The sequence below is a fragment of the Jongsikchunia kroppenstedtii DSM 45133 genome (assembly GCF_000380485.1).
Taxonomy (GTDB): Bacteria; Actinomycetota; Actinomycetes; order Mycobacteriales; family Mycobacteriaceae; genus Jongsikchunia; species Jongsikchunia kroppenstedtii.
The window spans coordinates 38,336-49,702 of sequence record NZ_AQYG01000032.1 but is presented as its reverse complement, the minus strand read 5'-3'; the positions used below and the strand labels follow the sequence as shown (position 1 = coordinate 49,702).

12 protein-coding genes, 1 tRNA gene and 1 pseudogene are annotated in these 11,367 nt (G+C 64.2%); 9 read left to right on the top strand and 5 right to left on the bottom strand.

Annotated features, from left to right (window positions below; all coding sequences use genetic code 11):
- The coding region (locus G341_RS0102100; protein ID WP_043450305.1) for a transposase at window positions 1-295 on the bottom strand (295 nt) is incomplete at its 3' end.
- A 574-nt stretch (window positions 296-869) separates the two neighbouring features.
- On the opposite strand from G341_RS0102100, the gene G341_RS23705 reads away from it, so the two are divergent.
- Entirely contained in the window at window positions 870-1,322 is a 453-nt protein-coding gene (locus G341_RS23705; protein WP_155826723.1) for a hypothetical protein, read from the top strand.
- A gap of 571 nt (window positions 1,323-1,893) precedes the next feature.
- Window positions 1,894-2,064, top strand: a complete 171-nt coding sequence (locus G341_RS23700; RefSeq protein WP_155826721.1) for a hypothetical protein — start codon at window positions 1,894-1,896, stop codon at window positions 2,062-2,064.
- Window positions 2,065-2,612: 548 nt separating this feature from the next.
- On the opposite strand, the gene G341_RS0102090 is transcribed toward G341_RS23700, so the two are convergent.
- Entirely contained in the window at window positions 2,613-3,062 is a 450-nt protein-coding gene (locus G341_RS0102090) for a hypothetical protein (protein WP_155826719.1), read from the bottom strand.
- A 291-nt stretch (window positions 3,063-3,353) separates the two neighbouring features.
- On the opposite strand from G341_RS0102090, the gene G341_RS20730 reads away from it, so the two are divergent.
- The 4 genes and pseudogenes from G341_RS20730 to G341_RS23370 all read left to right on the top strand — a co-directional run bounded on the left by G341_RS20730 (window position 3,354) and on the right by G341_RS23370 (window position 4,636).
- Window positions 3,354-3,602, top strand: a complete 249-nt coding sequence (locus G341_RS20730; protein WP_018177447.1) for a hypothetical protein — start codon at window positions 3,354-3,356, stop codon at window positions 3,600-3,602.
- A gap of 46 nt (window positions 3,603-3,648) precedes the next feature.
- Window positions 3,649-4,155, top strand: coding sequence for a hypothetical protein (locus tag G341_RS0102075; RefSeq protein ID WP_245556887.1), 507 nt, complete (start codon window positions 3,649-3,651; stop codon window positions 4,153-4,155).
- Window positions 4,156-4,158: 3 nt separating this feature from the next.
- Window positions 4,159-4,275: pseudogene (locus G341_RS23695) on the top strand (DUF3263 domain-containing protein); the annotation flags it as partial.
- A gap of 55 nt (window positions 4,276-4,330) precedes the next feature.
- Window positions 4,331-4,636, top strand: coding sequence for a tyrosine-type recombinase/integrase (locus G341_RS23370; RefSeq protein WP_081622392.1), 306 nt, complete (start codon window positions 4,331-4,333; stop codon window positions 4,634-4,636).
- Between the two features lie 55 nt (window positions 4,637-4,691).
- Here G341_RS23370 and G341_RS0102060 read toward each other — a convergent pair.
- Both G341_RS0102060 and dnaG read right to left on the bottom strand, forming a co-directional pair.
- Window positions 4,692-4,764 (bottom strand) — tRNA-Asn (locus tag G341_RS0102060).
- 98 nt (window positions 4,765-4,862) lie between these two features.
- Window positions 4,863-6,767 (bottom strand): DNA primase, encoded by a 1,905-nt coding sequence (gene dnaG / locus G341_RS0102055; RefSeq protein ID WP_018177443.1) that lies wholly within the window; start codon window positions 6,765-6,767, stop codon window positions 4,863-4,865.
- A gap of 171 nt (window positions 6,768-6,938) precedes the next feature.
- On the opposite strand from dnaG, the gene G341_RS0102050 reads away from it, so the two are divergent.
- Both G341_RS0102050 and G341_RS0102045 read left to right on the top strand, forming a co-directional pair.
- Window positions 6,939-8,672, top strand: coding sequence for an N-acyl-D-amino-acid deacylase family protein (locus G341_RS0102050; protein ID WP_018177442.1), 1,734 nt, complete (start codon window positions 6,939-6,941; stop codon window positions 8,670-8,672).
- A 29-nt stretch (window positions 8,673-8,701) separates the two neighbouring features.
- Window positions 8,702-9,775 carry a TauD/TfdA family dioxygenase gene (locus G341_RS0102045; protein WP_018177441.1) on the top strand — a complete coding sequence of 358 codons (1,074 nt, stop codon included), beginning with the start codon at window positions 8,702-8,704 and terminating at the stop codon, window positions 9,773-9,775.
- Window positions 9,776-9,784: 9 nt separating this feature from the next.
- On the opposite strand, the gene G341_RS0102040 is transcribed toward G341_RS0102045, so the two are convergent.
- Window positions 9,785-10,384, bottom strand: a complete 600-nt coding sequence (locus G341_RS0102040) for a TetR/AcrR family transcriptional regulator (protein WP_018177440.1) — start codon at window positions 10,382-10,384, stop codon at window positions 9,785-9,787.
- Window positions 10,385-10,551: 167 nt separating this feature from the next.
- Here G341_RS0102040 and G341_RS20725 point away from each other — a divergent pair, with 167 nt between their 5' ends.
- Complete coding sequence (locus G341_RS20725) at window positions 10,552-11,343, top strand: IclR family transcriptional regulator (protein WP_162140695.1); 792 nt, start codon at window positions 10,552-10,554, stop codon at window positions 11,341-11,343.
- The last annotated feature ends 24 nt before the right edge of the window (window positions 11,344-11,367 follow it).

The window sequence follows — 11,367 nt, the reverse complement described above, 5'->3', positions numbered from 1 at the left end:
CGAAAAACGCCGAGGCTGTCTTGAGGATCTCATTGGCCCTTCGTAATTCGGCATTCTCCTTACGCAGCGCCTTCAACTCCGACGAGATACTTCCAGCAGCACCGCCGCCGCCGCCAGCCTCGGCCGGCGCATCGGATTCGACCCAATTGCGCAGCGTGGCCGGATTGATGTCGAGGAGCGCACCGACATGCTTGCGTGCGCCGAGTTTCGACTCACCGGTCTCTTTCAGACGATCGTGATACATCCGGACCGCCCGCTCACGGGTCTCCTGATCGAACTTGCGTGGTGCTGCCATGACCGCATTCTCCTGGTGCGTTCACGGTCTCCGCCAGACCCAGGACGGTTCAACAGTGCAGGACTCTACAAATGCGCCAGCGAGGGTGCATGCGCCACCTATGCGGGAGCAGTGTGCGGTGCAGCAGCGCTTGGGGGGCTTTCACTCGGCCCGATAGCTAGCGGTGCAATCGGAATTGGATGCACGGCTTACCTGGGATTTGTCGTCATAGCTGTCGCGGCAAACGGCGCGCCGTGTGAGCCCAGCGGGTACTACACGATCCATACCAAAGTCGCACCGCTGGTTAATGTTCCAGTCGTGTGGGCGAATGCAACATGCCCACCACCGCCACCAAGTAGCCCGCCAACCACAACAGCCACCACCACCACTGACACCCCAACCAACACGCCATTGCCGACAATGACCATGCCTAGTCAGCCTTCGCAAACAGGGGGAACCACCACCGCGCCCATTCCGCTGGGTTACAGCCCCTGCTTTAATCCAGCGGCGGCCACAGTCCCACACTCGCCGTCAGGCGCCGGATGTCCCGCTCAACACGGCACCCAGTTAGCCTAAAGACCAGGGAGGAACACAAATGAAACCGATCTGGTGGAAACAATCGGCGATCACGGTCCTGGTCGTTGCGGTGACACCGCTGACCCTGGCCGGATGCGGCACGTCCGCAAATCACCACACCTCAAGTAGTGCGAAGTCAAGCCCAAGTGTCGCGAGCGACAGCCCCGATGCGCTTATCTACCGCGCTCAACACATGTACCAACTGGTCTATGACCAGGACTACTCGGACGCATACAAAATGTACTCCGCCCGCTGCGCTGCAAAACTATCAGAATCACAATATGTCGCCGAAGCAAAAACAAGCTTCTCCGCAAATCCCTTGGCAGCGCCCAATACACAACACTGGGCCATCGCAGGCGGTGGAACTCACGCACTTGTTATCCGATACCTAACAGTAGAAGGCGGCGAAAACACACAGAAACGGTACTGGACATACGAAGAGGGCGTATGGAAGTACGACCAATGCAACTAAACAGCGGGCGCCAGGGACGATGCCAAACGAAACTGCCGACGAAGAAGTATCTCCCTTATATTCTAATACTCCTCCCTCCGCTTGTAGTTCTGCTAGTAGCCAGATCGACGCACCTTTTTCTGTCTACAAGCCTGGGCTATTATCCGGTCGTCGTTGTCGGAGTGCCACTCGTGCTGTGGATAAAATCCCGAGCTCGCAAAGGCGATAGTCAGGTAGGTGCACAGGACGACGACACCATGTAAAGACACGTTCGCAAACTCGTTATCGGCAAAGTCGCAAAAAATGTTGGCTCAGCCCAAGACCCACGCTGAGCCGCACAAACTGTCGAATGTATTGCCTATGTGGCGGCCATTAGGCGACGCGAAGGGTTTTAGATGACTGAGGAACCGAAGCCTTCTAGGCCCATACGAACATGGTTCAGAAACTACGTAATTGGCCCCGCCGACCCCAAGTACCTCGAACGGCTCAGGAAAAACAAGCTCTGGCGGTTCTTAAACTGGCTAGTGAGCTTCTTTCCCTAAATGACGACCGCGCATCGCCTGACAGCTCTCTATGCGCAGTAAGGAAGCCTGTGGTTGATAACCAATCGTCAGCGCCCCAATACGGCCGCCTCAAGGCCTGGTGGCTCGACAACTTCGTCCTCCGCCCAGAAGCCGAAGACTTCGAACGATCAAAAGACCGCGCGATCTATCGCAATCTCGGCACGGCACTTCGGGTCATTATCACCAGCCTGCCCTTCTGATCTACCCCTAGCCGCAGATTCAAATTCTTGACGGGCTTCGGTCACGTAGCCACCTCATCGACTACGCCCTTGTATGAGAACCTCGTGTCGTTGCCAGCGGATGGGTAAGATTCGGAGTCTTCAAGCCATTCGCTAGCCACTCGTCAAGCTCCCTTTTCAATGCCCAGAACCCGTCCCTCTTAGTCTGGGCGGTCAAGTCGCTGATATTGATTCGCCAGACGGCATCCGGAACCCAGTCAGCTATTTCGTACGCGTTCTGCCCGCAGATGACCGCGGCTGGCCGGACCTCTTTTTGCTGATCGGGGCCAGGAATGCCCTCTGGCCAGCGATTGACGTAGGCGCGCGCCAGCGTGGCAAAGTTCTTTTTCCCTGAGCATTGAACGCTCGGCCAGTCTATTCGCGCGCGATGTGGATACCACGGCCCACACGACCGTCCCGGCCGCGCCGATCGCAGGGATGATGATTTCGCTAAACCAGTCGAAGCAGCTCGGTCCCGCCATGTGTCGGCAGAGTACTTGCCTGAACGGCGCGGGGGGCGCTTCGATTACCTAGGCGATCAGCGACACGACGGCCGCGCGGACCGCCTGCATGTACGTCTGCGTCGACCCGGGCATGTTCTCCACCGCGTACGCGCAGTGACGCGACAGATGGAACGTGTAGGACGGATCGAGATTCGGGTTACCGACCAAGTGCTTCATAATCTGATCGAGTGTCGCCCCGGCGTTCCACCACTGCGCAGGGATTGGCTGATGCAGACCGGTCACCATGTCGGCGATCTGCCGGAATCCGTTGTCCCCCGGGCACGACGCGATCGGATCGTCCGGGATCGCGAACGAATACCACGGCCACGGCCCCGACAGTTGCCGTTGCCCGGCGCAACCCCAACTCGTGTTGGCGACACCGCGGTTGTTCACCTGACCGGCCGCGCGCAGCGGATCGGCGACCTGCACGATGCCCCGACAGTTGTGCGGATTGTCGTGGAACACAAAGTCACCCAACGACATAGCACCCGGACTGTAGGCGACATCGATTCACGGCTCGCCCTCCGCATCTTCGACCGCCAGCGCGGCCCGGCAGATCGCCTCGAACTCGGCGAGGCCGACTGGCTCATCGACACCTTGTTAGTGATCGACGTCGCACCGGTCCCATCGATGATGCTGTTGCGGTTATAGTCCTGGTTGTTCAGGCCCGATCCCTGGATGCGGATGGTTCTCGAGTTCGCCGTCTCGGTGTACGAGCCAGACGTGGCGAAGCAGCCGATGACATAGTCCGCCGCGCCTGCCGTCAGGGTGAACGCGGTTGGGGTATTACGCAGATCGACGATCGCGCATGAACTCGTCAACGACGAACGCCGTGTCTTCCCCATCGATGCTCACCTGCGCGCCCGGGAAGAGACGGCCGTCGAGCAGATCGCCGCACGCCGTCTGATCGCTCTCGAGCAGCTCGCCGAAGCGATGCGCTGGCCCCGGAACGGCGCCGAAGCCACCGATGAGCTTTGGGGTGACGTACCGATGCTGATGGTGTTGATTCAGTTTTGACGGGTGAGGAGAAGCGGTGGCTCAGCGAACAGATCGAGGACACAGCATGCTGAGCGAACAACAACACTCAGGAGCCCACATGGCAGTCCGCCAGCAATCCCTCGCGATGTACATCCGCATTCACCTGGCCGGCGCCAGCGGCGGCATCCGCCTCGCTGAGCTACTCGCCGCCGACCCATGGATGGACGGCGCTCTCGATCACCTTGCCGGCGAACTCGCCGAGGAAGTGGACTTCGCCAAGAAGTGGGCCGCGGCGAACAGCCGAATACCCGAACTCTGGACGGTCCCCCTGTTCGGACTGACGGCCATGACGCGGATCGGTTTGGACACATTGCGACCGCTACGTGGGCCACTGCGCCGCACCATATCCCTCGAGGCAATGCGCTCTCTCGTGCTCGCAAAGAAAGCTATGTGGGAGCTGGGTCTGTCGCTGCACCCGGCCGGCGATCGGCTGCACGATCAGCTCGACATCTACGACCGGCAGGCCCTTCGACAGGCCACAGAACTGCAAGCCCTGCACCAAGCCGCCGCAGTCGAAACATTCGGCGCCTAAGTCATGTTGACCAAGCAGCAGCACGCGACACTCGAGTTCGAGGGCAAGTGGTGGCGATTCGCCGGCAACAAAGAAGCCGCGATCCGCGAACAGTTCGGCCTCTCCCCGACCCGTTACTACTGCCAATTGCTGCAAGGCTGCTGGACGAGCTGAATGCCGCCGGAGAGATCACACGCTGCCTGTCGACGAGAGGGGTGCGCTGTGGCCCTCGCGCACCGGGACGCCGCGCACGACGAACAACGTCGAGCGGCAGTGGCGCCTAGCCCGGGGTGAGGAGTTCGCGTGGGTGACGCCGCACAGCTTCCGCAAGACGGTTAGCACGATCATCAAGGACCACGCGGATTTCGACATCGAGGACGCGGCTGCGCAGCTCGGCCACTCGAGCCCGGCGGTGACGCGGCAGCACTACATCGAGAAGGCGGCGCAGGTGCCGGACGTGCGGGCGGCGCACGAGCAACTGTCTCCCGTTTTCGGTGGGTGAACGCAAAAAAGCGCCTCCCGCGTAATCGCGGGAGGCGCTTTAACTGGTCTTTCTGCTCCCCCAACTGGACTCGAACCAGTAACCGTTCGATTAACAGTCGAATGCTCTGCCAATTGAGCTATGGGGGAATGTCTCGATCCGGGGCGCCTTGCGGCGTCTGGACCGAAGGAGACTTTAGCCTATCGCCCCGCCCAAGCACCAAACGCCGTGCTCAGAGGCCGATCGCTCAACCGGTGCTCGCCTCTCCACCGGGGTCGATCGACTGCTCCAGCAGGCTCCGCCGATACGACTCGAGGGCCACGAGATCGCCGAACACGGCGTTGTAGGCGTCCTGATCCTCCGCCGGCGACATCCGCCGCAGCTTGGACTTGAGATCGGCGATCTGGGCCCCCACCCACACCTCCTGCAGCCGCGCCAGCACGCTGCCGATGTACCGCGGAATCCCGTTCTCCGCCACAGGGATCGGCTCGACCGCAAGCTCAGTCACCAGCGATGCGACGACGAGATCCCGGGCGGCCTTGCCCACCGTGTCCACCCAGTCGGCCCCGTCCATCCCCGATGCCGTGCCGCCGACCTCGGCGATCGCTTCGCGCACCGCCTTGTAGGCCTCGTCGGTGAAGCACTCCGGGGGAAGCGAATCGAAGATCGAGCCGGCGATCCCCGGGAACTGCAGTGCCGATTTGAGCGCCTCGCGCTGCGGCCACAGTTGCGGATCGTTCGGCCTCGGGCGGCCCACTGCGGCCGGACCGTCGGTCTTGCGAGCCGGCGCCGAACGACGCTGCTGCGCAGGCGCTCTGCCGCGCTTCGCCGCCTCTTCGCGCACCCGCGCGATGACCTGCGGCACCTCTTCCCAGCCGACCCAGCCGGCCAGCTGGCGCGCGTACTCGTCCCGCAGCGAGCGATCCTTGATCTGCGCCACCACCGGGACCGTCTGCCGCAGCGCAGCGACCCGCCCCTCGGCGATATCCAGGTCGTGCTCGCCGAGCATGGCCTTGATGGCGAACTCGAACATCGGCACTCGGCGCGCGACCAGATCGCGCACGGCCGCATCGCCCTGACTCTGCCGCAGCTCGCACGGATCCATGCCGTCCGGGGCGACCGCGACGAAGGTCTTACCGGCGATGCTCTGTTCTCCGGCAAAGGCTTTCAGCGCAGCGGCCTTGCCGGCCTCGTCGCCGTCGAAGGTGTAGATCACCTCGCCGCGGAAGTAGCTGTCGTCCATCATCAGCCGCCGGAGCAGCGCCAGGTGATCCTCACCGAATGCGGTACCGCACGACGCGATCGCGGTGGTGACACCGGCCAGATGCATCGCCATCACGTCCGTGTAGCCCTCGACGATCACCGCCTGATGGCCCCTGGCGATGTTCTTCTTCGCATGATCGAGGCCGAACAGCACCTGAGACTTCTTGTACAACATGGTCTCTGGCGTATTCATGTACTTGCCCATGTTGTCGTCGTCGAACAACTTGCGGGCACCGAAGCCGATCACCTCGCCACCGAGGCTCTTGATCGGCCACAGCAGCCGACGGTGGAACCGGTCGATCGGCCCCTTCTTGCCCATCTTCGACAGACCTGCCGCCTCGAGCTCCTTGAAGTCGAAACCCTGTGCCAGCAGCGCCTTGGTCATGGTGTCCCAGCCGGCCGGCGCATAGCCGCAGCCGAACTGGGTCGCGGCGGCCTCGTCGAAGTCGCGCTCCTTGAGATACTCGCGCGCCTTCTGCGCATCCGGCGAATTCAGCTGGGCCGCATAGAATTTCTGTGCGGCGGCGTTGGCCGCCACTAGGCGCGCGCGGGTGCCGCGATCGCGCTGGACCGCCGTCCCGCCGCCCTCGTAGTTGATCTGGTAGCCGACCTTGTCGGCCAGCTGCTCGACCGCTTCGACGAAACTGACGTGCTCGACCTTCTGCAGGAAGGTGAAGACGTCACCGCCCTCGCCACAGCCGAAGCAGTGGAAGTGCCCGTGGTTCGGGCGCACATGGAACGACGGCGACTTCTCGTCGTGGAACGGACACAGGCCCTTCATCGAATCAGCGCCGGCGCGTTTGAGAGCGACGTACTCCCCCACCACGTCCTCGATGCGCGCGCGATCACGGATCGCACTGATGTCGCGATCGGGGATACGGCCTGGCACGTACCCCAGTCTAGTGGCCCGCCGAATACGGCAAGCGGCAGCAACGATCTCTCGCGCGACTCGTGCGGCCTCCCGGTTTTCGGGAGCCGTTCTACTGCGTGGGACAGCGGCGAGACCACGCACACGTCCCGACTTAGCGTCGATATGCAGTGACGACGGCGAAAGGCGCTCATGACCGACTTCGATCTAGTCATCCGCGGCGGGATGGTCATCGACGGCTCCGGCGGCGAGCCGCGGCAGGCCGATGTCGCGGTGCGCGACGGCGTTATCGCGGCGGTCGGCGACGTGCCGACCGCCGGCCGCGAGGAAATCGATGCCCACGGCCAGCTGGTCACCCCCGGTTTCGTCGACGTGCACACCCATTACGACGGCCAGGCCACGTGGGAGAACCGCCTGGTTCCGTCGACCAACCACGGGGTCACGACCGTCGTCATGGGCAACTGCGGCGTGGGCTTCGCGCCCTGCAAGCCCGAGCATCGCGACCTGCTGATCAAGCTCATGGAGGGCGTCGAGGATATCCCCAACGTCGTCCTCAGCGAGGGCGTCGACTGGCGGTGGACGACCTACCCCGAATACCTCGACTACCTGAGCGGACGCGAGTTCGACGCCGATCTATGCAGCTATGTCCCGCATGCCGCGCTACGCACCTTCGTCATGGGCGAGCGGGCCTTCAACCGCGAGGAGGCCACCCCGGAGGAGATCGCGCAGATGGCGGCGGTGCTGGAAGAGGCGATCGACGCCGGAGCGTTCGGTTTCGGCACGTCGCAGACGATGTTCCACCGATCGAGCGACGGCCAGCTCACCCCGACGCTGGCGGCCACCGAGGAGGAGTACGCCGGGCTGGCGGGCGCGCTCGGGCGAGCCGGATCCGGCGTCCTGCAGTTCGTCATCGAATACAACGACGACTGGGAACAGGTCCTCGACATGGCGCTGCGCCAGGCCACGGCGGCCGGCCGACCGTTCAGCATGTCGTTGGTACAGAGTCACGGCAAGCCGCAGCTGTGGCGCACGATCCTCGACAAGGTCGATGATGCGAATGCCTCCGGCACGGCCGCGACGATGCAGGTGCTGCCGCGCCCGCTGGGCGTCCTGCTCGGGCTGCAGCTGACCCTGCATCCCTTCTATTCGACCCCCACCTATCTGGCGATGGCCGACCGATCCCTGGCGGAGCGCGTCGATGAGCTACACAAGCCGGAGGTCAAGGAACGCATCCTCGCCGAGGCCAACGACCCGAACCCGACCATCGCGATCGGCATGCGGGTGCGCGACTTCGACCAGCTCTACGAGATGGGTGACGACTTCGACTACGAGCCGGCCGCCAGCGACTCGATCCGCGCGCAAGCCGAACGCCTGGGCGTGTCACCGGAGAGCCTCGCCTACGACAAGCTGCTCGAACGCGACGGCCGCAACGTCCTCTATCTCGCGTTCTCCAACTACGCCGACCATTCCCTGGAACCGTCGCGCGAAATGCTGCTCAGCGACCACACCGTGCCCGGGCTCGGTGATGGCGGCGCGCATCTCGGCGTGATCTGCGACGGCAGCATCTACACACACATGCTCACCCACTGGGGTCGTGACCGGACGCAGGGCGAGCGCCTCCCGCTGCCCTATCTGATTCACGTCATGACCCGGCGCTGCGCGCAGATGATGGGACTGCACGACCGAGGTCTGGTTGCGCCCGGATACCGCGCCGACCTCAATGTGATCGATCTGGACCATCTCGATCTGGGTCTGCCGCGCGTCGTTCGCGATCTGCCCGCCGGCGGCCGGCGCCTGATGCAGGACGCACGCGGCTACACCGCGACCATCGTCGCCGGCATCGTCGTCAGCCGCAGCGGCGCACATACCGGCGCCCTTCCCGGACGTCTCGTCCGCGGGCCGCAATCCGAGCCCATCACAGCCTGAACCCCGCACACCCGAACCCGGAGCCGCGAATGACCCACGCTCACACCACACTCACCCCGGTCGGCGGCCGCACCGCCTGGCTGGGCAGCACCTTCGACTACCGCGAAGACGGCCTGTGGCAGCTGTCTGCCGACGAGCTCACCGAGATCGACGCCGCGCTGAGCACGCTCAAGAGCCACGGTGATCTAGATCTGACGGAGATCACCCCGGATACCTTTCCGCTCCACACCGTCGGCGAATTCCTGGCGCGGCTTCGCGACGAGCTGTGGTCGGGCCGCGGGTTCGTGTTGATCCGCGGGCTGTCCAGGGATGCCTACGACGACGATCTGGCCCGCATCTATTGCGGCCTCGGCGCGCATCTCGGCGTGATCATCCCGCAGTCCGGCAACGGCGAGATCCTCGGTCATGTGATGAACGTGTCGGACCTCGTGGACGAGCTCGTGCGCGGCTACCGATCGGCCCAATCGATGAATATGCACAGTGACGGCCACGATGTGGTGTCACTGCTGTGCCTGCGGGAGGCCAAGTCGGGCGGGGCGAGCCGGATCGCCAGCGCCGCGGCGGTACATGATCGCATGGTCGAGACGAATCCCGAACTGGCACAGGTGCTCTACGACGGCATGCCCATAATGCGCAGCCAACATGATGCCGAGCGCGGCGACGGCAAGATCGTCACATCCGGCAACGTGGCCCTCTTCGCCAAGCCCGACGGCGTCTTCGCCTCGTGCGTCCACGTCGCCCAAACGCGTGACGCGGCTCGGGCCGGATACTTCCAGATCACGCCGCAGCAGGAAGCGGCGCTGGATCTGTTCTGTGAGATCTCGGCATCGCCGGAGTTCTATCTGGACATGAACATCGCCGCGGGCGATATCCAGTTCCTCAACAACCGGCTGATCGTCCATGGCCGCACGCCTTATGAAGACCACCCCGAGATCGACCGCCGCCGTCATCTGCTGCGGCTGTGGGTGAATATCCCGTCGTGGCCGCGGCGGCCGGTGAACCAGCAGGACATCTACTCGATGGAGGATCTGCCGCATTGGGCGATCCACCGCACGCCGTTCATGGAGCTGCCGACGCGCTACCTCGCCGACATCATCCACTGACGCGGCGACTCAGTCGGTGACGGCCGCCTCGATACGCTCCGTAAACACCTGCCGCACATAGTCATACACGCGCCGATCCAGCTCGTCCTGCGACAGGTCGGTCAGCCCGGCGAGCATCCGCAGATACGGCCCGAACAGTCCCCAGCCCATGCTGATCCCGGTGATCACGGCGGCCTGGATTCGCGGGTCGGGCAACACGGGCGCGGACGGCACCAACTCGGATTCGAGTCGACGGGTCAGCGCCTGCAGCGCTGGTGTGTCGTCCTCCAGCTCGGCGGGGTTCCGCCCCTCCAGAATCAGATGCGCAAGCATTCGAACGTAGGTGTCCGACTTCGGCCGCAGCAGCAGACCGATCGCGTCTTCGAGCCGGTCAGCGTCGGAGAATGCGTCCGCCCACCCCGCCGATGACCGCGTGAAGACCAGGCGCAGAAGCGCTTCCTTGGAGCCCACGTACTGGTGAATCAGGCCGTAGTTCACGCCGGCTTCCCGCGCGACCTCACGTAACGACACCCGCGCCGGGCCGCGCTCGGCGAACAGCGCGCGCGCCGCGGTGACGATGCTGTCCGTGTCGCGCTGCCGCGCGCTCTGATCGATCTTGCCTTCGGCCACTTCCGCTCACCTTCTCGTCTCGACCCCTACCCCTACTCGCCGGTTACATCACAATCGGTTGACCAGTTCATAGGGCCGGGTTAACGTAACCGCCATCACGCTACTAGCCAAGTGGCTAGTAGTCGAGACAGAAAGCGGTGACGATGTCCGGAAGCATCCTCGAGCGTGTGTCGGTTGTTCTTGAAGTCATCCGAGCAGCCGGGCGTCCGCTGACGCTGTCCGATGTCACCCGCCGGACCGAGCTCCCCCGGTCGACCGTTCACCGGATCCTCGAACAGCTCGCCCGGATGGGGTGGCTGACTCGTCACGGCGGCCACTACGCCCTCGGCTCGTCGCTCTTCGAACTCGGTATGGGCGCCGCCCAGAGCGACAAGCTGATGACGTCCGCCTGGCCGATCCTCCAGGAGCTCTACAGAGACACCGGCCATGCCGCATTTCTCGGCGTCCTCCGCGACGACGAGGTCGTGATCCTGCAACAGGCGGGTGGACGCCGCGCCGCCACGTTGCCGTTCCGCGTCGGCAGCCGGATCAACGCCAACCGCGCCAGCATGGGCAAGGTGCTGCTCAGCACGGCGCCCGCGCAGCCCCGGCCGGACGCCGGACCCGCGAGCGCCAGGTTCCGCGAAGAGCTGGCCCGGGCACAGGAAACCGGCGTCGCATACAGCCGCGATGAACTGGTTCCCGGCCTGAGCTGCATCGGCGCACCGATCCGTGCATATGGTCGCCCGACCGGCGCGGCGGTCTCGATCTGCGGCCCGACCGCCCAGGTGCAGCACCGTTCGCTGACCAGCGCGGTGCAGGCCGCGGCGGCGGCCGTGGGCCGCGCCATCGAAGCACCCGGCTGCACCAAGAGCCTCGATCGCGCACCGCTGGTGGCGATCGACCATTGGGCGGCCCCGCGAGGGCCGCGGTCGGTATGCCGGTCGCGCGCCCAGCACGCAGCGCCCGCGCTCGCCTAGCGAGCGGCGCGAGTGCCATCGGGG

Bases quoted from the DNA above. Each gene is read 5' to 3' on its own strand.
- G341_RS23705 (WP_155826723.1), top strand. From the start codon at position 870: ATGAAACCGATCTGGTGGAAACAATCGGCGATCACGGTCCTGGTCGTT.
- G341_RS0102075 (WP_245556887.1), top strand. From the start codon at position 3,649: ATGCTGAGCGAACAACAACACTCAGGAGCCCACATGGCAGTCCGCCAG.
- G341_RS0102050 (WP_018177442.1), top strand. From the start codon at position 6,939: ATGACCGACTTCGATCTAGTCATCCGCGGCGGGATGGTCATCGACGGC.
- G341_RS0102045 (WP_018177441.1), top strand. From the start codon at position 8,702: ATGACCCACGCTCACACCACACTCACCCCGGTCGGCGGCCGCACCGCC.